The following is a 23,568-nucleotide window of genomic DNA, read 5'->3' as shown; positions in this document are numbered from 1 at the left end:
CAGAAACCCTTTCTACATCGTGGTTTATGGCATTTTTTACATTTATAACTGTCAAAGATGGGATTATATCAAATTTTCTCTAAAATGTTAGATGTTGCAATTTTGCTTGAAATTCGTATGATGAAATTGTAAAAGAAATGCGAAAGGGGAACGCATTGTATGAAAGAACATACTATTCATCATCTATGTGTTGCAAGGTATAAGACAGGCATTTAGTTTTCTCTTTATTATTTCAACTGTTTAAGAAAGAAAGGGGAAACTATTATGTTGAAAAAATTTTTTACAATAATATTAACAATTGTACTCATGGGTAGTAATACAATGGTTACTTTTGCAAACGATAATGGTGAACAAAGTAAACCGGAGGATCCAGTAAATACAAATGATTATAGTATTGTAACTTGTGCTGGCAGTTATAGAAGTATAGTTAAATTATCAAATCAAAACGTTACGATTTGGGCAAGAACAGGTAGATTTTATGTTCCTTACTCCACAGCAACCGTAACTAGTACATACGCTGTTGAAGTGTCTAATCAAGCGACGATTTCAATAATTCCTGAATTTTTGGATTGGGGTTATTCTGTTAGCTATACAGCAGGAGACTCTATTGGCTGGAGTAAGTATAATGATAGTCCATATAATAAAGAACTTGTAGTTAAAGCATTTTATGATACTTTTAAAGTAGTTTCATATGAGGAAACGTATCCTGGTTCAGGTTCATGTAACGTATATACATCATATCAAACGTTATACCGCGGTTGGGGGTGGGATATTGATTAAATTAGTTATTATACTGTTCTGTGCAATATTATCTGCATGCAACATAGAAAGTAAAAAAACGACATCAGTAAATCAATCGGATAAGATAGAGTATTTTTCCTCAGATTCTATAGATACATATACTTTTAAATATTCTAATGAGTCTAATTTAAAAGGAATAGAGATAGTATATGCAGAATGTGATAGTGGAATGCTTATTGAGAAAGAAAGCCATATTCTTGAATTAAATAATAGCAATATATTGAAGATGGTAGTGTCAAAAACAGATGTTGATATTTACTATTTTATGGAAAACGGTTCTGAAAAACATATCCAATTTTTATCATCATTAGACTATACAGATAATCAAGAGATCTCATATACACTAAAACAAGATAGGGATTTAACATTAGGGGATGTTTTGTTATATTTAGACGCTACGGATATGACATCTATACAATCGGAAGTTTATGATGATTGGAAAAATTTTGAGGGATTTAATGCAAGAGCAGTGATTCTTAGATTCACTAAGTAAATGTGATATAGTGTAAGGACGATTTAAAGTAGAAGGAAGATAGCGACTGATATATATCGGTAGTATAAATGATTGTAGGATAAAACCTTTGAATAAAAGTAGGGTATATCACAAAATGGAGTGAATGGCAGTTAGAATGTTAGTAAGCATAAAATGAACTAAAAAGAATCAAAAAAAGAGGCTGTGTAAAATTGCTGACAGAAAAGTTATTTTGCATAGTCGTTTTAATTATGAGATCAATTCTTCCTGATTTGCAACCATTCGTTAAGAAAAGGAGATAATGAGATTGACATAAACACCACTATTGAATATGGCGACTGTATGATTATACAATGTACATATAGTGTATATAAGATTTTGGAGTTGATCATCATGCGTTGCTTTAAACAATTGACACAGACCGATAGGGTCAAATTGGAAACTTTATATGAGAAGAAAGTACCAATCAAGGATATAGCAAAGATCTTAAAAGTGCATATATCCACGATATATCGTGAAATAAAGCATGGCAAATATTATAAAAAGGTTGGCAACTCTCATAAAAGAACATACAGTTCTGATCTGGCACAACAACGTCATGAAACAAAGATGCGGTCAAAGGGAGTTGCCAAGAAAATATCTAGGGATTCACGTCTTGCCCGATATATTGAAAACAAGATTGCAGATGACAAGTACAGTCCGGCAGTTGTATTGGGAGAAATTAAACGTAAGAATCTGAAGTTCCGAGAATCAATCTGTGTAACCACTTTGTATAACTACATCGATGCCGGTGTATTTGATAGAGTCACTAACAAAGACTTGATTGTCAAAGGGAAAAGAAAGCGGAAATATAAGAAGGTAAAGAAGAACAAGGAAGCAAAACGGATCGTAGGAACAAGTATTGAGAAACGTCCGGAATACATCTTGACCAGAGATGAATTCGGGCATTGGGAGATGGATACCGTCAAAGGAAAGAATACATCCCACAGCAGTATGCTTGTTATGACGGAAAGAAAGACCAGGAAAGAAATCATCGTCAAGTTGAAACATCATTGTGCTGAAGCTGTTGTGGATGCATTAAACAATTTTGAAAAACGATTACAGGGGAAATTCAACATACTCTTCAGAACGATCACCTGTGACAATGGGACCGAGTTTTCCTATGCAGACAAGATAGAACGATCCTGTACAGATGGAACACAGAAGAGAACGGAATTATATTTTTGTCATCCATATACAAGTTGTGAACGTGGTAGCAATGAAGTTGCAAACAAATTGATCAGAAAGTTTATTCCTAAAGGGACGGAGTTTGATAACTATCCTGAAAGCAAGTTTAAAACGATAGAAGAATGGATCAACAACTACCCAAGAAAACTATTTGATTATCAAACAGCAGAGGAGATGTTCATACAAGAACTTTCTGCAGTTCCCTGAACTGAAGGATATCGTTATTTAACAATACATACATTACAATCCGGAAACAAATCAGATCATTGGATAATGGTCTTTTAAAAGATGTATCAAATTGATAAAATGTACCTGCATGCAATACAAATAACTCTAAAATGTAACAAAACCAAGTTTCTTTCATAGAAAAATAGATATTTCTCTAAAAAATCAAAAAAAACTTTGCGATATGTCTTGAAATTTCCGAATCTTGAAAAAAATATAAATTTACGTATTTTTATAAAAGGATTGAAATTTAAAAATCATGCAAAGTGTTATAATAAAACCAATGAGTTGGGGGAAGATATGTCTACGTATACAATTCAAAATTCATTTGCATCAGTAACGATTGATGAACATGCAGCAGAAATACATAGTTTCTTTGATTGTGAAACGAACATCGAGGCAATGTGGCAAGGAGATAAAACCTATTGGGCTGGAAGAAATCCAATCTTATTTCCGATGGTTGGTAAGACCTGGGATGGTATCCTACACATTCAGGGTAAAGAATATCGTACGGGAAACCATGGTTTTGCTAGAAACAGTGAATTTAAATGTATCAAACATACCGATACTCAAATTGTAATGGAACTGTGTGATAGTGAAGAAACGCTGGCACAATATCCATTTCACTTCCGACTCGAGGTTACGTATTCTTTAGAGGGTAAGAAGTTAGATATAGCATATCGTATTGAAAATAGAGATACCTGTGCGATGCCATTTAACTTTGGATTGCATCCTGCATTCAATTGCCCAATTGAAAAAGATAAAACGTTTGATGCATACCGTTTAGAATTGAATCAAAAGGAACTATTAAACAATCAAGAAGTAGATGTGATTGCTTTGGATAAAGATGCATTAAAGAAGACAATCATCATCCAAAATCCACGTAGTACCTGTACAAAATTAACAGATGGTACACATGGTGTACAGGTGGAATATCAGGGTTACCCATGGCTAGCATATTGGTCACCATATGCACCATTTGTATGTATTGAACCATGGTACTCTCATACAGATTTTGAAAAGAATGAAGTTCCGTTTGAAAAACGTGAGGGAACAATTCTGCTAGATGTAAATGATAGCTGGCAAACAGCGTATTCAATAACACTATTCTAAAAAGAAGGAGAAAGAAAAATGTTAAAAATTGTTATCGCAGATTCCTATGACCAAGTAAGTGAAGAAGCTTTTAAAATTATGCGTCAGGTTGTAGAGAAGGAAAATCCAGTATTAGGATTGGCAACAGGTTCTACACCAGTTGGTTTGTACAAGAAGATGATTGCAGACCACAAGACAAATGGCACATCTTATAAGAATGCTATTACATTCAACTTAGATGAATATGTTGGATTACCACGTAATCATGAACAGAGTTACTATACATTCATGCATGATAATCTCTTCAATGAGATTGATGTGCCTGAAGAGAATATTCATATTCCTAATGGTGAAGCAGCAGATCCTGAAGCTGAATGCGTACGTTATGAAAGTGAAATGGCAAAGTATGTAGTAGACGTACAGGTGCTCGGTATTGGTTCTGATGGACATATCGCTTTTAATGAACCGGGTGCAGCGTTCGATAGTTTGACACATACAATGGAACTAACAGAACAGACTCGTAAGGATAATGCTCGTTTCTTCGATGGGGATATCGATCAAGTTCCAACTCTAGCAATCACGCAGGGTTTAGGCACAATTATGCGTGCAAAGAAGATTATCTTAATTGCTACAGGAGCCAATAAGGCTGATGCGGTATACGGTATGATTAAGGGTCCTAAGACAACGGATTGTCCAGCAAGTATCTTACAGGATCATCCAGATGTAACTGTTATTTTAGATGACGAAGCTGCCGCAAAAATCAAATAGGGCATAATTCTTTTGTATCAAATATATTTATGCAATAATATGTTCACGGAGGTATTCAAAAATGGATATTATTAAGAATAAAGCAGAATATGACCAAGTATTAGCTGATAACAAATCAGTATTTGTAGACTTTTACGCTGACTGGTGTGGACCATGTAAGATGGTAGGACCAGTTCTTGAAGAAATTTCTAAGGACTATGCAGACATCAAGTTTGTGAAGGTAAATGTTGATGATAATCCTGAGATTGCACAACAGTATGGAATTATGTCAATTCCTACAATGATTGGCTTCAAGAATGGCGAAAAGGTAGCTTCCTCTTTAGGTTTCATGCCAAGAGAAGAACTTGAAGCTGTTGTTAAGCAAACTTTATAAGAATCTCTAATGGGCAGGTGAAAAACCTGCTTTTTTTATCTTAAAAAATATTTTAAAAATGTAAAATTTTAGTATGTTATTCTTAATGTATATGTGGAGGTCTCTTTCATGTTACAACTAAAGAATATTGTTAAGAGTTATACGGTGGGGGAACTTACGCAAGTTGCTTTAAAGGGTATTTCCTTAAATTTTAGAGAGAATGAATTCGTATCTATTCTAGGACAGTCTGGTTCTGGAAAGACAACGATGTTAAATATTATTGGTGGATTAGACCGCTATGATAGTGGCGATTTGGTTATCAATGGTATATCTACCAAGAAGTATAGAGATGCGGATTGGGATGCATATCGGAATACTTCGATAGGGTTTGTCTTTCAAAGCTATAATTTGATTCCTCACCAAAATGTACTTTCCAACGTTGAAATGGCACTAACACTTTCTGGCGTTTCATGTAAAGAAAGAAGAAGACGTGCGATGGAAGTGCTAGAAAAAGTTGGGTTACAAGATCATGTTCACAAAAAACCGAATCAATTATCTGGTGGACAGATGCAGCGTGTTGCGATTGCTCGTGCACTCATCAACAATCCGGATATTTTACTTGCGGATGAACCGACAGGTGCCCTTGATACAGAAACAAGCATTCAAATCATGAATCATTTAAAGCAGATTGCTGAAGAAAAGCTTGTTATCATGGTGACACATAACCCTGAACTTGCAGAGGCATATTCGACACGTATTGTAAATTTAAAAGATGGACAAATCATTAGCGATACAGATCCATATGTTATTGCAAATGACAGTGTGGAAGAAAAACTGATAAAGAATCCAAAACGTATATCGATGTCATTTTGGACTTCTTTAGGATTATCTTTTGCCAATCTTCGTACAAAGATTGGTAGAACAATTCTGACTTCCTTTGCGGGAAGTATTGGTATTATTGGTATTGCTTTAATCTTAGCTTTATCAACAGGAATGAATCAGTACATAACACGTGTTCAAAAGGAAACGATGACATCATATCCAATTACGATTTCTTCGCAGACGGTTGATGCTACTTCGATTATGCAGTTACGTACGCAGATGATGGGTTTATCCTCTTCAAAAGAAACACAAGCAGAGGATGGAAAAGTTCACGCAGACTATCAATCATTGAAGCAAAGTGATGCAGTTACAAATAATCTGATTCAAAATAATCTAGCTGAATTTAAAAAGTATCTTGATGACCCTACTTCCGAAATTCACCAATACGTTGGTGAGAATGGAATCATCTACAGCTATAACATTAGTTTTGGCGTATATGCAAAAAATCCAAATCAACAACTCATTAACACAAATATTGAACTAGATGGAGGAAATGGAAATTCAAATCGTCCTCGTATGTTTAATTTTGCGAATATGGGGATAAATAACGAATCGGCAAAGAATTTCTCTGAAATGGTTGCTGGTACAAATGGGCAGCCAATTTCATCTGTAGTAACTGATAGTTATGATATGGTGGCTGGTTCTTGGCCAACGAGTTATAACGAGGTTGTGATGGTACTCAATGAGAACAATGGTATCCCAGTACAATCGATGTATCAACTAGGTTTTATCACCAAGGAACAATACACGGCTGCTAAAAATCAACTTGCAAATAAACAAGATGGAGAAGACTTTACAATTAGTTATGAAAATCTGTTACAAAAGACATTCTATCTAGTTCCATCAAGTGAAAACTATTTGAAGAATGAAAATGGTAGCTTTAGCCAAATCAAGAATCCGGAATATGATTCCGAAGGCTTGATGAATAAATCGATTCCTTTAAAAGTAACCGGTATTATTCGTCCGAAGGAAGATGCGAAAAATGCGACCATCAATACTGCGGTCGCATATACAAATCTTTTAACCAATTATGTGATTGATCGAGCAAATGAATCTGCTATTGTACAAGCACAAAAGAATACTCCAGAAATTAATGTATTAAATGGCGTACGCTTTAATGCTACAACGGATGAAGAGAAGATTCAGGATACTAAAGAGTATTTGTTAAATCTGAGTGAGGATGAAAAGGTGAACATGTACCAGTTGATTTTGTACTATGATGGAAAGAGTCAAAATCAAGAAATTAATGAAGATACAAATAGTTTTGATATGAATGCTATATCAAAGCTATCCATGAATCCACAAGGTGGTGTTTCTAGCATGTTGGAGAATTATCTCAATGATAGTCCAAATACAACAACGTTACTTACGATTTACAATGATTATATCGGCGGTAAATCGTTAGAGAAGAATCTCGCTTCCTTTGGGGCAGTGAGCTACGAATCACCATCCAGTATCAGTATCTATGCAGATAGTTTTGAGAATAAGGATGCGATAGGAAAAGCAATTGAAAAATACAACAATACTGTTGGTGAAGATTCAAAGATTTCCTATACAGATTATGTTGCGTTAATGACATCTTCCTTAACGACAATCATCAATGGTATTTCTTATGTACTGATTGCGTTTGTGGCAGTATCTTTGATTGTTTCTTCTATTATGATAGGAATCATTACTTATATTTCTGTAATGGAAAGAACCAAGGAGATTGGTATTCTTCGTGCCCTAGGTGCATCGAAAAAGAATATCTCGCAGTTATTTAATGCGGAGACATTCATCATTGGTATTTTCTCCGGTATCATAGGGATTGGTATCGCGCTATTACTGCTAATTCCAATTAACAATGTCATCCAAAAGGTATCTAAAATAGAAGATTTAAGTGCGGTATTACCACTAGAATCTGCAGGAGTATTAATTCTGATTAGTATCATAATCACTGTGATTGGAGGATTAATTCCTTCTCGTAGTGCAGCGAAAAAAGATCCGGTAGAAGCGTTACGTACCGAATAAACGAAGTCACCATATGAAAGTATGGTGATTTTTAGGTATTTCCTATGAAGGAATGAGTGGTTAATAGTATAATCTTTACGAAGAAATGGAGATCATTACATATGAAAAAAGGTTATATCAATTGTAATATCTGGCAAAATCCAGCAACTGCTTTTGCGACGAGTGATGAATATATTATTAAAGTTGGCACAAACCAAGAGATTGAAGAATTACTCTGTGGGGAAGGTGCTGAAATCGTTGACTTAAAGGGTATGTTCGTTGTCCCGGGTTTTGTGGATAGTCATATGCATTTAGCAGAACTTGGCATGTACTTATCTAATGTTGTATTGGATGATTGTCATTCCAATGAAGAAGTTATCGAAAAGGTGAAAGAAAAGCTTTCGACTACAAAGGCGGGTGAGTGGATTATCGGTCGTGGTTATAATGAAGAATCCTTCCCGGACCATCAAAAGCCAACAAGACAGATGCTTGATGAAATTAGTACAGATGTTCCAATTGCTTTAACACGTGCGTGTGGTCATGTTTTATCTGCTAATACGGCTGCCCTAAAAGCTGCTGGTATTACAGAACACACAAAGATTGAAGGTGGAAACGTTGACTATGAAAATGGGTTTGTGGAAGAGAATGCTTTAAATAATATTCATAATGCATACCCACAACCAGATGTCGAAAAGATTAAAGAATACATCCACATTGGTGCAAGTTATGCGAATCGATTTGGTGTTACAACAGTTGGTAGTGATGATTTCTTGGCAGTTGCGCATGACTATAAACCTGTATTGAGTGCTTTCGAATCGCTGGCGTACAAACAAGATATGACGGTACGTGTCAATGAACAGTGTGAGTTTAATAATCCAAAGGAATTCTCAAAGTTCTTAGATGATGGTTATACCTTTGATGTAGGTGATGACTATTTCCGTATTGGTCCATTAAAGTTAATTACAGATGGTTCGTTAGGTGCAAGAACAGCATATATGAAGAATGCATATGCGGATGATCCAACAACGAAGGGAATTGCGTCTTTGGAAGAAGATGTCATTGAAACTTACGTACGTTTAGCAAACCAATTCAATATGCCAACCATCGCACATGCGATTGGAGATGCGGCATTAGATAATGTACTGCATGTATACAAAGGTACTGTGTTAGAAGGTAATCCTTTACACCATGGTATTGTACATTGCCAAATTATGAGACCTGATCAAATCAAACAGGTTCTTGATCAGAAGCTAGCATGTTATTTCCAATCCATCTTTATTGATTATGACGCACAGATTCTTGCTTCCAGAGTCGGTAAGGAACTTGCAAGTACTTCTTATCCATATAAGACATTATTAGAAGGAACCCTAGCATCCAATGGTTCAGATGCGCCGGTTGAAATGCCGAATGTCTTAAAGGGAATTGAATGTGCAGTCACAAGAAAATCAATCTCTTATGATGCATGCATGAATGAAGCGGAATGTCTAACAGTTGATGAAGCGATTGCTTCCTTTACAACAAACGGTGCGAAGATGTTGTTTATGGATCATTGTATTGGCGCAATTCAAGAAGGATATTATGCCGACTTTGTTGTATTAGAAAAAGATATACGTACAATACCTGTTTCTAGCATCCATCAAACAAAGATAATGTTAACAGTGATGGATGGTAACACGGTGTACTCTAATGATTAGAAATATTGAAGAAAAAGATATACCAGTTATTCTAGATTGGTATAACTGGTATATTACGAATAGTACTGCAACATTTGAAACCGAAGAATTAACGTTAAATGAATTCAAACAACGTGTTCATAAAATTACAGAGAAGTATCCATGGATTATTTTAGAAGAAAATGCTAAACCAGTTGGGTATGCATATTATTCCGACTTTAATAGTCGTCAAGCATACGCATGTACAGTTGATTTAGCAATCTACTTAGATCCTAATTCGTGCCATCGTGGATATGGTAAAACTCTGATGAAAGAAATGATAGATATTGCTAGAAAATTTGGATATAAGAATATCGTATCGCTTGTAACAACTGGTAATATCGCAAGCGAAAAGCTACATGAAAGATTTGGCTTTGTCAAAAAGGCGACGTTTGAAGAGATTGGCTATAAACACAATCAATGGCTAGCAGTTAGTTATTATTACTTACAGTTAGAGGATAAATAAGAAGGAGGAACATGCATGCGAAAAATTATTCTTGCGGGTGTTTGTTTACAAGCAAATAGTAGTAGTTTTACAAGTGCGATGCAAGAATGTGAAGCACTCTGTAATGCATGTAACTTAGAAGTATTAGGAACAATCACCCAACAATCAAAGAGTATGGATCCACATACCGCATTCCGTACAGGAAAATTAGAAACATTAAAAGCGATGTGTGAAGAACTAGGTGCAGATGGTATTATTTTCTTCAATCCCTTAAAGATACAGGTGAGTGATCGCATCTCTGCATATTGTGGGGTCAATGTGATTGATCGTACAGCGTTAATCTTAGATATCTTCTCCAAGCGTGCACGCAGTCGTCAGGCAAAATTGCAGACAGAAGTGGCACGTTTACAGTATGATTTACCACGTGTACTACATGCGGATAATGATAACGAACGTTCACGTGGTGGTGCAGTCACAAACCGTGGTGCTGGTGAGATGCGATCATCCGTCATCGCCGCAAGATACCAAAAGAAAATTAACGACTTAAAAGAAGAACTACGAAAGATAGAAGTACGTCGTTATCAGGATGAGCGAAGACGGCAAAAGACATTATTGAAACGCGTTGCTTTAGTTGGTTATACCAATGCTGGTAAGAGTTCCTTGATGAATGCGATCCTTTCCATGCAGGATGCTAGGGGTCAAGAAGTTCTCGAACAAGACATGTTATTTGCAACTTTGGATACGAGCGTTCGTATGGTACAAAGTAAACATAAGAAATTCTTGTTGTATGATACAGTTGGTTTTGTATCAGACTTACCACATGGACTGATTGAAGCGTTCAAGAGTACTTTGGATGCGGCAAGAGATGCAGATTTATTAATCCATGTGATCGATGTGTCAGATTCTAGTTGGCAAGAAAAGAGCGCTATTACCCAAGAAACCTTAAAAGAGATTCATGCGGAAGATATTCCACAGATTCATGTGTTCAATAAGATAGACAAGCTAGCACATCCAGAAAGAGTAGATGGTCTTACCATCTCTTGTTATACAAAAGAAGGCTTAGATACATTGCTGGAAGAAATCATTGAAATGATTTATCCAGCAGAAGAAAGCATTGTATGTAAACTAGGCTATGATAAAATAAGCATGTTCGATACATATAAAGCAATCCTAGATATGGATATCCTAGAGTACCATCAAGATGGTTTGATTGTTCGAATCACAGGTGAGAAAAAGATGTTACATGTCTTTGCAAAGTATCAGATAAAAGGAGAATAAAAATGGGAAACACAGTTTGGGAAAAACTCAATAAAACGGAGTTAAAGAAACTACACGCATTTAACGAAGATTACCGTGTATTCTTAAGCAACTCAAAGACAGAGCGCACATTTGTGACTAACTCTGTAGCATTTGCGGAAGCACATGGTTTTAAACCAGTAGAAACAGCGAAGAAACTAAAGGCTGGCGATCGTTATTACGCTGTAAACAAAGGTAAGAACGTTATCTTATTTGTAATGGGTAAAAAGCCATTAACAGAAGGTATGAATATCTTAGGTGCACATATCGATTCACCTCGTATGGACCTCAAGCAAAAGCCACTTTATGAAAAGGATGGCTTAGTATTAATGGATACACACTATTATGGTGGTATCAAGAAGTACCAATGGGTAGCACGTGCGATGGCACTTGTTGGTGTTGTATGCAAGAAGGATGGCACAATAGTTGAAATTAACATTGGTGATAAGCCAGGTGATCCAGTTGTAGGTATCTCAGACTTATTGATTCACTTAGCTGCTCAACAATTACAAAAGCCAGCAGCGACTGTCGTAGAAGGTGAAAAGTTAGACCTATTAGTAGGTTCTATTCCTAAGAAGGGTGTTGAAAAGGATCCTGTTAAAGCATATCTTTTAGACCTCTTGAAGGAACAATACGACATTGATGAGGATGACTTCCTCTCAGCAGAAATTGAAGTTGTACCTGCTGGTGAAGCACGTGATTATGGTTTAGATCGTTCTATGATCTTAGGTTATGGTCATGATGATAAGGTATGTGCATACACATCTCTTCGTGCGATTGCGGAAATTGATAAGCCAGAACGTACATCTGTATGTATCCTAGTTGATAAGGAAGAAATCGGTTCTGTAGGTGCTACTGGTGCACACAGTGATTTCTTTGAACACGTCGTTACAAAGTTATTAGACAAGCAAGTTGGCGCAACACTTGTAAACTTACATGAGGCTCTTGAAAATAGTGCTATGTTATCAAGTGACGTATCTGTTGCGTATGATCCAAATTATCCTGAAGTATATGAACCAAAGAATTCGGCTTACTTCGGAAAGGGTATCTGTTTTAACAAGTATACAGGTTCTCGTGGTAAGTCTGGCTCTAACGATGCAAGTGCTGAATTTATGGCACAGATTCGTAAGTGCATGGATGATAACAACGTTATGTTCCAAACCTGTGAATTAGGTAAGATTGATGTTGGTGGAGGCGGAACAATCGCTTATATTCTTGCCAATAAGAATATGAATGTTATCGATGCAGGTATCTGTGTTCAGAACATGCATGCTCCATTTGAAACAGTATCTAAGGCAGACGTATACGAAGCATATCGCGCATATGTTGCTTTCCTCAAAGATATGAAATAGTATTGATACAAGGGGGTTGATTATGGAACTCAAAAAAACAGTATCATTAGATCAGTACCAAAACGTTGTAGTATTATATCGCGATGAAAACGGTGCGGTATTCATCGGTAATACATATGACTATCATGGACGCACTCCAGATAGCCGTTACCTCAGTATCATGTACCATGAAAGCCTAGATGAAACACTAGGTATCATGGGTGGTTGGAACTATTTGGATGATAATAGCCCAACAATTACGCTTGTGCCGGTTCCAGAGATGTCACTTGGTGTAGATGACTTCTTAACCGCACACAATACAGGGTTAAAGTGGGATGAGATTGAATACCATGAAGTATCCAGTTATCCAAAGATTGAAACATATGTACGCTTATCACCTGTACGTCGCGGTACTGCAGTTGGCTTTGTAATGAAGTAATCCATTTTTATACTAGAAGGACAAACAGTCCTTCTTTTTTGGAGCGAATTTACGGTATACAATTACTATAATGAGCAGAAAATGATAGTATAAATGCGTTAGGAGAACAGACATGAAAATTACTTTTTATCTTGTTCGTCATGGAGAAACATTATTCAATCATTTAGGCCGTATGCAGGGAAGTTGTGATTCCCCATTAACAGAGCGTGGCATTGCACAGGCACATGAAACATCAAACCGACTCAAGGATGTTTGGTTTGATCATATTTATTCTTCCCCAAGTGAACGTGCTTGGAATACCGCGGATATCATAGCGAAAGGTAGAGAGGTTCAGCCAATTCTACTTTCAGGATTACATGAAATGAGTTTTGGTAGGTTAGAAGGAGCTAGACATACAGCACATGCTGAAGAAATCCGTCAATGTCGAGAAAGCTTAGATTATAGTGGGGCTGGTGGTGAATCCCCAGCAATGATGGAAACGCGTATTCGCAAGACGTTACAAACAATTATTGATGAGGCTGAAGATGGTGATCGTATTCTACTTGTAGGTCATGGAATGTATCAAATCTGTACCATGAAGTACCTATTAGGTGTTGATATTGATGTACTACATCAAGAGTGTATTACGGCAGGTCACACCATGATTCCAAATGGTGGAATCATGGTATTTACATACGAAGATGGTGAATATCAAATTCAACAGGTTCCAGTAGAGCCAAAGAACTTCGTATACAAGATGGAAGAGAAGACAGTAAACCTTTACTATGTAAGACATGGAGAAACACTGTTTAATCACTATAACCGTATGCAGGGAAGAAGTGATAGTCCACTTACTGCACAGGGAATTGAACAAGTGAAGTTATCTGGTAAAGCATTGCGTCATGTGGATTTTGCGTTTGCGTATTGTTCAACTGCAGAAAGAGCGCGTGATACTGCAGCGTATATCTTAGAGTCACATGATATCACAGCGATACCAAATCGAGATTTAAGAGAAATTAACTTTGGAACCTATGAAGCGAGAGTACGAGACGCTATCATGGATGAATTGTATGAACGCTTTAATCCACGTGTTGATTTTAGTGATGTGGGTGGGGAAAGCGAAGAACAGGTCGTTGAACGTATTGATCGAATTTTAAAACTTGTAGTATCACGAGCAAAAGATGGTGAGAATGTATTACTTGTAGCACATGGCTCACTTTATATGACATTACTCAAACATTTATTTAACATTTATCGTGCAGATTTAACTGAACAAAAGAAGGCAGAAGGAAAACACATCATGCCAAATGGTGGGATTGCAAAGTTCACGTTTAGTCATGGCACATATCACTTAGACCAACTCATGATAACACCAGAAGAATTCATGGAGGTGAAATAGTAAATGGGATTATTTGATATCTTTCGTCCAACGGACATCAATGAAGAACTGAAAAACATGAAGACGATTCCTGGCGCAGTATTGCTGGATGTCCGCGAAGAAGATGAATATGAAGAAGAACATATTCCTGATAGTGTAAATATTCCGCTCTCTGAGTTTGATCAAATTGAAAACATGCATTATGAAAAAGACACTCCACTATTTGTGTATTGCCATAGTGGTAGAAGATCTGGCGCGGCTGTCTTACGGTTAAGAGAATTAGGCTATACAAATGCCAAGAACATTGGTGGTATTATTCATTATAAGAAAGCATAGAGGATAGAAACATGAACCCCTGTTTAATCATTGGTTCAACCGTTTGTGATGTGATTATTAACTTACCAGCGATACCTGCATCCGCACAGGATGCGAACATTTATGGTCAAACATTACAGATTGGTGGTTGTGCATTTAATGTCGTATCGATATTACATCAGCTCTCTTTGCCATATACATTTCTTTCACCAGTAGGTACAGGTGTATATGGAAAGTTTGTAGAATCAGAATTACAAAAAGCAGGTATTACTACCACAATTCGTACTGAACAAGAAAATGGTTGTTGTTATTGCTTGGTTGAAGATAGTGGGGAAAGAACATTCCTTTCTTACCATGGTGCCGAGTATACATTCCAAAAGGAATGGACAGATTCATTAGATCTTTCTTCTTATGGATATATCTATGCTTGTGGAATTGAAATTGAAGATAAGGATGGTCCACGTATCGTAGATTGCCTAGCCGCATGTAATGGACAATTCGTATTCGCACCAGGGCCAAGATATGCACATATCTCTAAAGAAATCATGGAACGTATCTATGCACTCAAACCAATCCTACATGTCAATGAAATAGAATTGCTCGGTTTGAGTGGAAAGAACGATATCAACGAAGGGTTACAGGAACTCTATACACGAACAGGGAATATTGTGATTGTTACCTTAGGTGAAAATGGTTCTACAAGTTATGATGGTTTAAATTTTGTGCATGCACCATCAAAGAAAGTAACTGTAGCAGATACAATTGGTGCAGGAGATTCTCATGTGGGGGCTGTGATTGCAGGATTATGCATGCATGCGGATATGAAGGATATCCTAGGGTTCGCAAATGATATAGCAGGGGCAGTTGTATCAAAAAAAGGAGCAGGCTTAGAATCTGCATCTGCATTAGAGATTTATCATCGATATTTTTAAAAAAGACCCTATGGTCTTTTTTTACATCTTGGCTTTCTCGAAACGTTCTAGTGCAGAAGGGAAAGTGCCTTGCATTAGAATCACAACTTGATCAACAATCTTTTGTGGATTATCATGCATACCTTTTTCAATCCAGTCAAATATTACACCGGCAAAACTGAATCGATAGAAGGATGCCATAAAATGAATTGTTTCATTAGAAACTTTATAATTTTTCGCAAGTTCACGAATAACATTTAATAGTAAGTACTCCGCCGCATCTTCTAGCATACGCATGATGTGAGATTGTGAACGAGAGTGGATTGTATTTAAGATAAAGTGTTTTTCTTTCTCAATAATCTTGAAGGCAGATAGAAGTCCTTCTTGCCAACTGTCATAACTACGTTGGGTTCCGATGGCTTCTTCACCCTCCGCAAGATAAATCCAATCGATTAAATCATAGATATCATGGAAGTGATAATAAAATGTTTGACGGTTTACACCGCAGTCATTTGTAAGGTCAGTAATCGTAATCTTTTCGAGAGGCTTCTGTAATAAAATCTTCTTTAGAGAAGCGCCTAATGCTTTCTTTGTCAAATCGCTCATTTTGTATAACCTCCAGTATGTTTATTTTACGTGGAAAGTTAAATTATTTCTAACAGTAAACAAAAATGGCCTAGACAAGAAGAGAGGATTATCTAAGAGCCAACTCTGTATCGTTGTGGCAATCGATTGTCACAAAAATACATACGTTGCTATTTGTGGTCATGGAAAGCCATCTGCTTCACGTATCTTTGAAGCGCTAAAGAATCATATCGCTTCCGGATCAACACTAGTACATGATGGCGAAAGAGCACATGACAAGCTGATAAAAGAATTAGACTTGAAAGAAGAATTCTATAAAGCCAATACACATGACAAAGAATATCTAGAGAACATGGCATTGATAAACAATATGTGTTCATGGCTAAAAAGGTATATCTATCGCTTCATTGGGATGAGAATGACTAATCTACAATCCTATTTAAATTGGTTTGTATATCTGTTTAGAGTAAAAGGTGCAGTAGAACTGTGGCCAAAGATGGATAGAATTTTACGACATTTGATATTATTCAACGGAACATATAAGAGAAATACTTGATTTCATCGCATTTCCATAGGCCATTTTTGTTTACTGTTAGAAAATTATTTCTACATTAATACTTTATTTTTTGAATAATAATTGGTATTATAGTTCATGTCCTATGAAAACTTTGCAGGAATACCCAAGCGGTTGAAGGGGCAGGCTTGGAAAGCTTGTAGATCGGTAACACGGTGCCAGGGTTCAAATCCCTGTTCCTGCGCCATAGTTAAAAAACCCGCATAAATAGCGGGTTTTCTTATGAAGTGGTCAACTTTTGGTCAACTTTTTGCAATATTTATCGTATTTATTAGTGCCTCGTTTGTCTGATCTAGTAGGTGTGTATAAGTTTTCAGGGTTTGCTCAATATTGGTATGTCCTAATCTTTTAGAAACAGCAACAATATTCACACCGCTATTGATTAAAAAGGTAGCGTGACTGTGTCTCAAGTCATGAATTCTTATCTTACTTACACCACTTTTAGCTATTCCTTTGTTAAATTGGCGAGATATTTCTGTCGGAGATAGTGGGTGTTCTCCACCGAAAAGGTAGTTACCTGGAGCATCTAGTAAAGGGTGTAACGATGAGAACAGTTTGCTGTCCATCTGTATTTTTCTTGTGTTCTTAGTCTTTGTTGGTTTTAGACCTTCTAATGCACTTCTCTGACTGTATTTAATTGTGATCCAATCCTCTTCGATATCACTCTTCTGTAGAGCTATGGCTTCACCGCGGCGACATCCGGTCCAAAACAAGAATGAGAAAAACAGCTTATATAGTTCAGTATCAACGCTTGAAATAAACTGATTAAATTCATCTACAGTCCAAACGCTCATTTCTTCGTTAATAATCTCAGAATCCGTTTTCTTTAATCTTCTTAAAAGGGTAGATATGTTCGGAACGTCATAGACTTCGTTTGCATATTTATATACAGACTTTACGTAAGAGATTGTTACGTTCTTGGTTTGTGTAGAGTATGCAGTATCTTTCGATAGGGCGCTATACCAGTCTGCTAGAGTCGCTCTTTTGATTTTCTTGATAGGAAGTTCATAAAACTTTGAGAATCGCTTTGTGAAGTGCTCTGTGTGCTGTCTACGGCTTGCCTTGCTCGATTGTCTGTAGTCTTCCCACTGGTGTGAAATGTCTTTGAACGTTAACTCACCGGATGTATCTTGTGTTAGTCGTTGCGCATCTGCTTCAGCATTTAAGGCATCTCTTTTCGTTTCAAAGCCACGTTTCTTTTTCCATGATATTTTTCCCGTAATTGGATTTTTTACTTTAAAAACGTAATACCAAAGCCCAGTAGGTTTATCTTTTGCGACGGACATAATCAAATATCTCCTTTCTTTTTGTGCATTTATTCTAAAATTTTGCATAATAAAAACTTGTTGATAGGGTGGATTGCTATGCTATAGCCGTGGTGGGGATTTTTATTATAAAACTGAAAAAAATAATTTAAATTAATTGTGTTGTATAAATATATCTTTATAAGCAATACTAATATAATTTTGTATTCTAGATGGGAAGTCGTTTGGTATTTTCATATTAATGAGATATTTTGCGGCAGAGTTTTTTAGCCCCAAAATATTAATATTATGAGAAAAATCAAGTAGTTCATTCTTCAACTTATTTTGCAAAAAAATATTATTTAATAATACCGTAATTGATACAATTAGCGCAAAGTGATCATTTTTGCATTTACCATCCTTTAGCTCGCTCTTGGTTACTAATTCAGATAATCCTGGATAATTAAAGATTTCTTTATTTAATCCATATTTAGAATTACAAACATTGATAAATTTCAAGTCGTGAGCGATATTATTTCTGTATTTCCTGATTAATGTTAATCCATTTTTTAGAAATTCAGTTTTTTTGAAGTCATCCATAGTGGCTATTGGGACCATTTCATTTGCAATTTTTACTTTTGTTGAAATAGGCATAAATGAATATAAGTCAGTTAAGCTGCTGAATGTTACATTTTTAAATAAAATCCATGGTGGGATATATCCATACTTTAAAATATAATGTTTTGTTGGATTTGGTATTATTTTATTAGGGGTTCTTGGCTTATAAATACCTCTGATGTCGGATAATGTTTCATTAAGCTTATCTCGTCTTTTAGGCTTTCGTGGAATTTTATATTTACTTAAATTAAGATAGTCCGATTCGCGTTCGCCAAAATCTTCTGCAACAACATTAGACATGACATACCGAAAACGAGTTTCCACAAGTAAGCTATATTTAAAAATTATTCCTTGAAATGTTCTGTCGGTAAATGAATAATCAAATAAATCTATGATGTTACTGTCACCATATATGTCATTTACCATAAAATGTTCTTTGTACCCATTAATCAAATCATAATATGACATAGATTTTAAAATTTCTTCAGCTATGTATGAATTGGGGTTTAAATCCAATTTGTGATGTTCTTTTAAATGAACTAATTGTTCGTGAAATGATAAATGTGGTTTTCTGTGTTCATTCATTTTCTCTCCTAAATGCAAAAGGCATCCTCAATATTGAAGATGCCTTTTTCTGGTCCTATAATGCAGGACAGAGTTATCTTCAATATAATAGCATATTTTTTTGAAAGTGTGTTAAATTTAATCAATCTTTTTAATTAAGTCGCCGACATGAATTATTCTTTCTTCGGCAACATCTTGGTTGCTGGCTTCAGCTTCGTCAATATCTAAATCAGTAAAGTCTTCGTATTCGACAGATGGATGCAAAATATCGGAAAAGGCATTTTTGAAAGTGATAACTTCAGAACAAATTGAAAATAATTGAAACGATTGTATTACTTTCAATTTTGCTTTGATAATATCCCATGTGCCTAATGTTTGATGCGTTAAATTATCGACAATTTTCCTGCCGTTTGAATATACTACAATGTAATCATTTTCTTTCAATCCGTGTTCGGTTCCCATATTTACTATGAGTTTTTTCTTATTCACAATTTCAATTACTCTAAATTTATTTTCCATGATTTTTCTCCTTTAGAACTTTCTTCTTAATTCAGTTATTTTTTCTGTCTTTTTATATTTTCTTGATTATATAAGTTAGTTTTCCAACTATTTCTACATCTTTTTCGTTAAAAATCATTGGTGGTTGTATTCCGTCATCAAATTCAAGAATTACAGTATCGTTTCTTTTGAAATATCTCTTTACGGCGGTTTCTTTACCTTTCATAATAAACGCTCCAATCTCACCATCTTTTAATTTGGAAGTGTTTTTGAAAATCAAAGTATCTCCATCGGATATACCTGATCGAATCATTCCATTTCCAGAAGCGTAAGCAATAAAATCAGATTTATCGCTGTCAAATAATTCTGGGGAAACCATAATGATTTTCTGAGGATTGTTTAAATAACTCTCTTTATCCATCTGAATTATTCCTTTTGCTTTTCTTCTTTTTCATAATATTCATTTTGAGCAGGATAGTCTTCAACAATTTGTTTTTCCATAATACACCTTTTCTCGAGATTTCTTTTTGAAAATATATACTGAATTGATAAAAACCCTTTATTTATTAGGGATATTTAAATTTCTTTTCTCGGGATTTTCTCGAGAATTTATATTACTCCTATTACCTTTCCGACCGTAACCATTTTGTCATAGTCGTTGCAATGTATATCCTGATATTGCTTGTTGTGAGATATCAACCGATCTTTTCCGAGTTCCTTGACGAAACTCTCGCCATTGATGATGAATACACCGATATCACCAACATTTAATTCGGATTGCTTTTTCACTAACAATTTATCACCATCATTATATGTCGGCTCCATCGAATGCCCTCTAACAGCAATGACAAGATCTGCTTTATTGTTTAAAGGTGTATCCGGAAGCGTGATTGATGTTTTATCGAGATCATCGAATAAATATTCGCCATTGCCGGCAGACGCTCCTACAGTGTAATAAGGCTTTGTTATATACAGTGGCATATCTTCTTCAATAACCGTGTTACAACGCTCGTATTCAACCTCTAATAGATTATTAATAGCCTTTTTACCGTAGCCATCTAAGCTACGGTATTTTTTTATGATACTAGATTCAGAAAACGTAAGTTTTTGTGCTTCTACATTTCTTTCTTTAATTTCACCATTCGCCAAGGCATCTGTATCTATATTTAAGGCTTTACAGATTTTAATGATATTTTGAATACTTGCTTTATTTATTCCGCGTTCGAGTATTCCTATAAGAGTTGTATACGGCAAATCTGCTTCGATGGAGAATTGTCGTAAGTTTTTAAATTTATCAACAATTAAAGCTTTAAGGATATTTTCTATATTTTTCATAATATCACCTCAAGCAAAATATAACTGTATAAGGTAATATTTTCAATAATTTTATTAAAAAAAGTAAATAAATTTACCGTATACGGTTGACAATATACCTTTTGCGGTATAAATTGATTATAGATTTACCGTTTGCAGTAAATTATAGAAAGGAATCGTATGTTTTATATCTTAGAACGTGAATTGAAGGAACGCAATATAACTAGACGGATTTTATCTAAAGAAATTGGGATTGCTGAAACAACTCTTTCTTTAAAGTTGAATGGTAAAAGGGATTTTACATTATCAGAGTGTAATGCGATTAAAGAGTACTTAAATACAAATCTTGGACTTGATGAGTTGTTCGCAACCAAGTTGCATTAAGAATCATAGCAAGGAAAGGAAGGCCGTATGAATAAAGATGAAAAGCCCATAGAGGAAAGAATATTCACTAAAGAAGAAAGGCAGCTTTTCTCACTAATCTATAAAAGAGAAAAAGCTGCAATGAAGAAAGGATTTCTAATTGGAATTTTTATAGGAATTATTGCTACTGTCTTGTTTCAAGCCATAGCAGGATATTAAGGATAAGAGATATCAAGGAAATCAAAATTGCAATCCAATTTGGAAGTGAATTGAATATTTTCCATCTCTGAACGATGCAATAGCGCTCGTATTGTTCAGAAAGATGATAGGTATCAGTACCTATGGTAATGCCGAATTCATCAGCTTTATCTAATAAGTTTTCGGTCAAAAAACCGTAATCGCAATACAAGCGATGAAAACATTTAATTTCATCTCGATGCTGATTTTTCTTGAAGTGAAAGGTAAATAAAGAGCGCCATTCGTCCTTATTCAAAACAATTTCTTTGATATCTATCATGTTAATCACCTCTTCGGTTTAATTATATATCAACTAAAGAGAATATCCACAACAAGGAAAGGAGGGTCGATATGTTACATCATTACATCACAAGATATACCGATGAAAATAACGATGACATTGTAGAAGCGTGGCTACAGTTCAATTTCTTTAAATGGTGCTTTTGTTTTTCAAGAAGAAAAAAGGTAATTAAAAACAATTCAACTATCACATTACAAGTAGCAAATATAGATGATGAATTAATTACAAGTATAGATACAGATGGGAAGGATTCTGTTGGTATCACACAAGATGGTTACAAAGTATTTGTGAATGGAAAATTACTTGGAATAGAAAACTCATCCATCAATGAATGAGTCTCTATAGAAAATTACTTTTCTAAATTGTTATTAGTTGACTTGTCTGGATTTGAACGGATGTACTTGTTTCCATTTGATGAAATAGAACCGTTGTATCCGTTAATCTTGCCTTGCTTTGCTTGGTTATAGGCTTGATTATTGGTCATTATACGACCATTTACAGATACTTTTGTATTCAACCCAGTTGAAGATTGACTAACAACTTTTACATTAGCCCTAGCGATATTATTCACCTCCTTTCAATTCAATTATAGGAGGTAGAAAGGAAATTATCAGATGAAAGTTTATGATAACTCAAAACTTGTCAGAATGCCTTATCTAAAGAAAACGGATGTCGGAAGATTGTCCGGTTATACGAGAAAAGACTTAGATACATTGTTTAATAAGGCACAGGAAATTGACAAACAAGAATTAGGCATCAATTACATTTTTTCTTACAAAGTAAGAACGAAAACCGTTGCAAAATTAATTGGATACACGCTGAAAGAATTATTGAATATGTACCCGGAACAAAAGAAAAACGCTCCGTCCGTCAAAAGTAAGAGCGCTTGATAAGTGGCTTATTATTGCCACTCTCATTATATCAAAAATTAAAGGAGAGTTGAATATGAAATTAAAAGCGAAGTATAAAAGAAAATTAGAAACACTCGAAGAAATAGCATTGATTCTGATCTTTATGTTGATATATGCAAGAGTGTTTTTATTCTTGGTAGGTATCGACCTATGAATTCACTAATTGTTAATAAGTTACGTAGGCTAAAGGGTGAACCTGTAGAAGAAATTATCGATAACGACGGTGTAATTCTAAATGATGATCAAGCTGAAGCAGCTTTGCAATTTGAATTATCTAAACTGGATGCATTTCAAAGAAAAATAAAAGAGATGAGTGATCAATGTGATTAAGCAACGCTTTGATTGCCAGCAATGCACTAGATGGAATGAAGAAACACAATGTTGCCCACCAATTAAAGCAGGGTACAGGGTATTTGAAGTTAAGAATGAATGCTTACAATGCAAGTTTTATCAAACAAAAAAACAATTAGAACAGTTGAAACTGTTGATAGGAGAAAAAGAATATGAAGAAACAACAGACACTAGAAGAATATGAAAATCAATCTGCAAGAGATGCCATTGTCGAGCGCACCGCATCCCAGATATACAAAATATTAGAGAAAAGAGAGCTTACATATCGGGAAGTATTACGTTCGCTTGCAGGGGCGAGAACACTAGCTGCAACCAATGCAAAACTAAATAAATAGAAAGGCGATAACTGGTCTAACGCTTACGCATTGGTTGCATTAGACCGCTTTAAAAGAAA

30 protein-coding genes and 1 tRNA gene are annotated in these 23,568 nt (G+C 35.4%); 23 read left to right on the top strand and 8 right to left on the bottom strand.

The window, feature by feature from the left end; translation table 11 throughout:
* Positions 1–264: 264 nt before the first annotated feature.
* The 15 genes from RGT18_RS09805 to RGT18_RS09735 all read left to right on the top strand — a co-directional run bounded on the left by RGT18_RS09805 (position 265) and on the right by RGT18_RS09735 (position 15,635).
* Positions 265–780, top strand: a complete 516-nt coding sequence (locus RGT18_RS09805; protein WP_037404558.1) for a hypothetical protein — start codon at positions 265–267, stop codon at positions 778–780.
* A complete protein-coding gene (locus RGT18_RS09800; protein ID WP_028078934.1) occupies positions 773–1,294 on the top strand; it encodes a hypothetical protein in 522 nt (173 codons plus the stop codon). The genes RGT18_RS09805 and RGT18_RS09800 overlap by 8 nt, the downstream gene beginning before the upstream one ends.
* A gap of 372 nt (positions 1,295–1,666) precedes the next feature.
* Positions 1,667–2,707, top strand: a complete 1,041-nt coding sequence (locus RGT18_RS09795) for an IS30 family transposase (RefSeq protein ID WP_338176020.1) — start codon at positions 1,667–1,669, stop codon at positions 2,705–2,707.
* Positions 2,708–3,025: 318 nt separating this feature from the next.
* A complete protein-coding gene (locus RGT18_RS09790) occupies positions 3,026–3,838 on the top strand; it encodes an aldose 1-epimerase family protein (RefSeq protein ID WP_051241012.1) in 813 nt (270 codons plus the stop codon).
* A gap of 18 nt (positions 3,839–3,856) precedes the next feature.
* Complete coding sequence (nagB, locus tag RGT18_RS09785; RefSeq protein ID WP_028078369.1) at positions 3,857–4,585, top strand: glucosamine-6-phosphate deaminase; 729 nt, start codon at positions 3,857–3,859, stop codon at positions 4,583–4,585.
* Between the two features lie 61 nt (positions 4,586–4,646).
* Positions 4,647–4,958 (top strand): thioredoxin, encoded by a 312-nt coding sequence (gene trxA, locus RGT18_RS09780; RefSeq protein WP_006526215.1) that lies wholly within the window; start codon positions 4,647–4,649, stop codon positions 4,956–4,958.
* 108 nt (positions 4,959–5,066) lie between these two features.
* Positions 5,067–7,829 (top strand): ABC transporter ATP-binding protein/permease, encoded by a 2,763-nt coding sequence (locus tag RGT18_RS09775; RefSeq protein WP_028078370.1) that lies wholly within the window; start codon positions 5,067–5,069, stop codon positions 7,827–7,829.
* Between the two features lie 101 nt (positions 7,830–7,930).
* Positions 7,931–9,502, top strand: coding sequence for an amidohydrolase (locus RGT18_RS09770; RefSeq protein ID WP_028078371.1), 1,572 nt, complete (start codon positions 7,931–7,933; stop codon positions 9,500–9,502).
* Complete coding sequence (locus RGT18_RS09765) at positions 9,495–9,986, top strand: GNAT family N-acetyltransferase (protein WP_051241013.1); 492 nt, start codon at positions 9,495–9,497, stop codon at positions 9,984–9,986. Before RGT18_RS09770 ends, RGT18_RS09765 begins: the two co-directional genes overlap by 8 nt.
* A 15-nt stretch (positions 9,987–10,001) precedes the next feature.
* A complete protein-coding gene (hflX, locus tag RGT18_RS09760) occupies positions 10,002–11,243 on the top strand; it encodes a GTPase HflX (RefSeq protein WP_051241014.1) in 1,242 nt (413 codons plus the stop codon).
* A 2-nt stretch (positions 11,244–11,245) separates the two neighbouring features.
* Positions 11,246–12,613, top strand: coding sequence for an aminopeptidase (locus RGT18_RS09755; RefSeq protein WP_028078373.1), 1,368 nt, complete (start codon positions 11,246–11,248; stop codon positions 12,611–12,613).
* 22 nt (positions 12,614–12,635) lie between these two features.
* On the top strand, positions 12,636–13,031 hold the full coding sequence (locus tag RGT18_RS09750; RefSeq protein WP_028078374.1) for a hypothetical protein: 396 nt from the start codon (positions 12,636–12,638) through the stop codon (positions 13,029–13,031).
* Positions 13,032–13,143: 112 nt separating this feature from the next.
* Positions 13,144–14,409: a 2-carboxy-D-arabinitol-1-phosphatase gene (locus RGT18_RS09745; protein ID WP_051241015.1), complete on the top strand. Its 1,266-nt coding sequence runs from the start codon at positions 13,144–13,146 to the stop codon at positions 14,407–14,409.
* A 3-nt stretch (positions 14,410–14,412) separates the two neighbouring features.
* Entirely contained in the window at positions 14,413–14,724 is a 312-nt protein-coding gene (locus RGT18_RS09740) for a rhodanese-like domain-containing protein (RefSeq protein WP_028078375.1), read from the top strand.
* An 11-nt stretch (positions 14,725–14,735) separates the two neighbouring features.
* Positions 14,736–15,635: a carbohydrate kinase family protein gene (locus tag RGT18_RS09735; protein ID WP_028078376.1), complete on the top strand. Its 900-nt coding sequence runs from the start codon at positions 14,736–14,738 to the stop codon at positions 15,633–15,635.
* A 21-nt stretch (positions 15,636–15,656) separates the two neighbouring features.
* Here the strand turns inward: RGT18_RS09735 and RGT18_RS09730 are convergent, their stop codons facing one another.
* Positions 15,657–16,220, bottom strand: a complete 564-nt coding sequence (locus tag RGT18_RS09730; RefSeq protein WP_028078377.1) for a TetR-like C-terminal domain-containing protein — start codon at positions 16,218–16,220, stop codon at positions 15,657–15,659.
* A gap of 1 nt (position 16,221) precedes the next feature.
* Here RGT18_RS09730 and RGT18_RS09725 point away from each other — a divergent pair, with 1 nt between their 5' ends.
* Both RGT18_RS09725 and RGT18_RS09720 read left to right on the top strand, forming a co-directional pair.
* On the top strand, positions 16,222–16,755 hold the full coding sequence (locus RGT18_RS09725) for a transposase (RefSeq protein ID WP_338176009.1): 534 nt from the start codon (positions 16,222–16,224) through the stop codon (positions 16,753–16,755).
* A 114-nt stretch (positions 16,756–16,869) separates the two neighbouring features.
* A tRNA-Ser gene (locus RGT18_RS09720) sits at positions 16,870–16,960 on the top strand.
* Positions 16,961–17,015: 55 nt separating this feature from the next.
* Here RGT18_RS09720 and RGT18_RS09715 read toward each other — a convergent pair.
* The 5 genes from RGT18_RS09715 to RGT18_RS09695 form a co-directional block, all read right to left on the bottom strand.
* Positions 17,016–18,059, bottom strand: coding sequence for a site-specific integrase (locus RGT18_RS09715; protein WP_051241060.1), 1,044 nt, complete (start codon positions 18,057–18,059; stop codon positions 17,016–17,018).
* Between the two features lie 132 nt (positions 18,060–18,191).
* Positions 18,192–19,220: an Abi family protein gene (locus RGT18_RS09710; RefSeq protein WP_028078772.1), complete on the bottom strand. Its 1,029-nt coding sequence runs from the start codon at positions 19,218–19,220 to the stop codon at positions 18,192–18,194.
* A 117-nt stretch (positions 19,221–19,337) separates the two neighbouring features.
* Positions 19,338–19,718: a hypothetical protein gene (locus RGT18_RS09705; protein ID WP_028078773.1), complete on the bottom strand. Its 381-nt coding sequence runs from the start codon at positions 19,716–19,718 to the stop codon at positions 19,338–19,340.
* A gap of 52 nt (positions 19,719–19,770) precedes the next feature.
* Positions 19,771–20,118: a LexA family protein gene (locus tag RGT18_RS09700; protein ID WP_028078774.1), complete on the bottom strand. Its 348-nt coding sequence runs from the start codon at positions 20,116–20,118 to the stop codon at positions 19,771–19,773.
* A gap of 188 nt (positions 20,119–20,306) precedes the next feature.
* On the bottom strand, positions 20,307–21,032 hold the full coding sequence (locus RGT18_RS09695) for an XRE family transcriptional regulator (protein ID WP_037404373.1): 726 nt from the start codon (positions 21,030–21,032) through the stop codon (positions 20,307–20,309).
* A gap of 159 nt (positions 21,033–21,191) precedes the next feature.
* Here RGT18_RS09695 and RGT18_RS09690 point away from each other — a divergent pair, with 159 nt between their 5' ends.
* Both RGT18_RS09690 and RGT18_RS09685 read left to right on the top strand, forming a co-directional pair.
* The gene (locus RGT18_RS09690; RefSeq protein ID WP_028078776.1) at positions 21,192–21,395 is read left to right on the top strand and encodes a helix-turn-helix domain-containing protein; all 204 of its coding nucleotides are present in this window, start codon (positions 21,192–21,194) and stop codon (positions 21,393–21,395) included.
* A 27-nt stretch (positions 21,396–21,422) separates the two neighbouring features.
* Positions 21,423–21,593 carry a hypothetical protein gene (locus RGT18_RS09685; protein WP_156022856.1) on the top strand — a complete coding sequence of 57 codons (171 nt, stop codon included), beginning with the start codon at positions 21,423–21,425 and terminating at the stop codon, positions 21,591–21,593.
* Here RGT18_RS09685 and RGT18_RS09680 read toward each other — a convergent pair.
* A complete protein-coding gene (locus tag RGT18_RS09680) occupies positions 21,559–21,891 on the bottom strand; it encodes a hypothetical protein (RefSeq protein WP_028078777.1) in 333 nt (110 codons plus the stop codon). The two genes, RGT18_RS09685 and RGT18_RS09680, sit on opposite strands and share 35 nt — an antisense overlap.
* Positions 21,892–21,962: 71 nt before the next feature.
* Between RGT18_RS09680 and RGT18_RS09675 the strand changes: the two genes are divergently transcribed.
* Positions 21,963–22,247 (top strand): hypothetical protein, encoded by a 285-nt coding sequence (locus tag RGT18_RS09675; RefSeq protein ID WP_037404375.1) that lies wholly within the window; start codon positions 21,963–21,965, stop codon positions 22,245–22,247.
* A gap of 14 nt (positions 22,248–22,261) precedes the next feature.
* Here the strand turns inward: RGT18_RS09675 and RGT18_RS09670 are convergent, their stop codons facing one another.
* A complete protein-coding gene (locus RGT18_RS09670; RefSeq protein ID WP_081659578.1) occupies positions 22,262–22,483 on the bottom strand; it encodes a DUF3892 domain-containing protein in 222 nt (73 codons plus the stop codon).
* Positions 22,484–22,526: 43 nt separating this feature from the next.
* Here RGT18_RS09670 and RGT18_RS09665 point away from each other — a divergent pair, with 43 nt between their 5' ends.
* From RGT18_RS09665 to RGT18_RS09655, 3 genes are all read left to right on the top strand, one after another.
* Complete coding sequence (locus tag RGT18_RS09665; RefSeq protein ID WP_028078778.1) at positions 22,527–22,802, top strand: hypothetical protein; 276 nt, start codon at positions 22,527–22,529, stop codon at positions 22,800–22,802.
* 171 nt (positions 22,803–22,973) lie between these two features.
* On the top strand, positions 22,974–23,153 hold the full coding sequence (locus RGT18_RS09660) for a hypothetical protein (RefSeq protein WP_028078779.1): 180 nt from the start codon (positions 22,974–22,976) through the stop codon (positions 23,151–23,153).
* Positions 23,154–23,326: 173 nt separating this feature from the next.
* Positions 23,327–23,509: a hypothetical protein gene (locus RGT18_RS09655; protein WP_028078780.1), complete on the top strand. Its 183-nt coding sequence runs from the start codon at positions 23,327–23,329 to the stop codon at positions 23,507–23,509.
* The last annotated feature ends 59 nt before the right edge of the window (positions 23,510–23,568 follow it).

The organism is Solobacterium moorei (genome assembly GCF_036323475.1).
Lineage (GTDB): Bacteria > Bacillota_I > Bacilli_A > Erysipelotrichales > Erysipelotrichaceae > Bulleidia > Bulleidia moorei.
Note: the sequence above shows the minus strand (reverse complement) of the source record. Positions and strands in the feature narration are given on the sequence as shown.

Coding starts and splice junctions, on each gene's coding strand:
- RGT18_RS09805 (WP_037404558.1), top strand. CDS start 265: ATGTTGAAAAAATTTTTTACAATAATATTAACAATTGTACTCATGGGT.
- RGT18_RS09795 (WP_338176020.1), top strand. CDS start 1,667: ATGCGTTGCTTTAAACAATTGACACAGACCGATAGGGTCAAATTGGAA.
- RGT18_RS09790 (WP_051241012.1), top strand. CDS start 3,026: ATGTCTACGTATACAATTCAAAATTCATTTGCATCAGTAACGATTGAT.
- nagB (WP_028078369.1), top strand. CDS start 3,857: ATGTTAAAAATTGTTATCGCAGATTCCTATGACCAAGTAAGTGAAGAA.
- trxA (WP_006526215.1), top strand. CDS start 4,647: ATGGATATTATTAAGAATAAAGCAGAATATGACCAAGTATTAGCTGAT.
- RGT18_RS09775 (WP_028078370.1), top strand. CDS start 5,067: ATGTTACAACTAAAGAATATTGTTAAGAGTTATACGGTGGGGGAACTT.
- RGT18_RS09770 (WP_028078371.1), top strand. CDS start 7,931: ATGAAAAAAGGTTATATCAATTGTAATATCTGGCAAAATCCAGCAACT.
- RGT18_RS09765 (WP_051241013.1), top strand. CDS start 9,495: ATGATTAGAAATATTGAAGAAAAAGATATACCAGTTATTCTAGATTGG.
- hflX (WP_051241014.1), top strand. CDS start 10,002: ATGCGAAAAATTATTCTTGCGGGTGTTTGTTTACAAGCAAATAGTAGT.
- RGT18_RS09755 (WP_028078373.1), top strand. CDS start 11,246: ATGGGAAACACAGTTTGGGAAAAACTCAATAAAACGGAGTTAAAGAAA.
- RGT18_RS09750 (WP_028078374.1), top strand. CDS start 12,636: ATGGAACTCAAAAAAACAGTATCATTAGATCAGTACCAAAACGTTGTA.
- RGT18_RS09745 (WP_051241015.1), top strand. CDS start 13,144: ATGAAAATTACTTTTTATCTTGTTCGTCATGGAGAAACATTATTCAAT.
- RGT18_RS09740 (WP_028078375.1), top strand. CDS start 14,413: ATGGGATTATTTGATATCTTTCGTCCAACGGACATCAATGAAGAACTG.
- RGT18_RS09735 (WP_028078376.1), top strand. CDS start 14,736: ATGAACCCCTGTTTAATCATTGGTTCAACCGTTTGTGATGTGATTATT.
- RGT18_RS09730 (WP_028078377.1), bottom strand. CDS start 16,220: ATGAGCGATTTGACAAAGAAAGCATTAGGCGCTTCTCTAAAGAAGATT.
- RGT18_RS09715 (WP_051241060.1), bottom strand. CDS start 18,059: ATGTCCGTCGCAAAAGATAAACCTACTGGGCTTTGGTATTACGTTTTT.
- RGT18_RS09710 (WP_028078772.1), bottom strand. CDS start 19,220: ATGAATGAACACAGAAAACCACATTTATCATTTCACGAACAATTAGTT.
- RGT18_RS09705 (WP_028078773.1), bottom strand. CDS start 19,718: ATGGAAAATAAATTTAGAGTAATTGAAATTGTGAATAAGAAAAAACTC.
- RGT18_RS09700 (WP_028078774.1), bottom strand. CDS start 20,118: ATGGATAAAGAGAGTTATTTAAACAATCCTCAGAAAATCATTATGGTT.
- RGT18_RS09695 (WP_037404373.1), bottom strand. CDS start 21,032: ATGAAAAATATAGAAAATATCCTTAAAGCTTTAATTGTTGATAAATTT.
- RGT18_RS09690 (WP_028078776.1), top strand. CDS start 21,192: ATGTTTTATATCTTAGAACGTGAATTGAAGGAACGCAATATAACTAGA.
- RGT18_RS09685 (WP_156022856.1), top strand. CDS start 21,423: ATGAATAAAGATGAAAAGCCCATAGAGGAAAGAATATTCACTAAAGAA.
- RGT18_RS09680 (WP_028078777.1), bottom strand. CDS start 21,891: ATGATAGATATCAAAGAAATTGTTTTGAATAAGGACGAATGGCGCTCT.
- RGT18_RS09675 (WP_037404375.1), top strand. CDS start 21,963: ATGTTACATCATTACATCACAAGATATACCGATGAAAATAACGATGAC.
- RGT18_RS09665 (WP_028078778.1), top strand. CDS start 22,527: ATGAAAGTTTATGATAACTCAAAACTTGTCAGAATGCCTTATCTAAAG.
- RGT18_RS09660 (WP_028078779.1), top strand. CDS start 22,974: ATGAATTCACTAATTGTTAATAAGTTACGTAGGCTAAAGGGTGAACCT.
- RGT18_RS09655 (WP_028078780.1), top strand. CDS start 23,327: ATGAAGAAACAACAGACACTAGAAGAATATGAAAATCAATCTGCAAGA.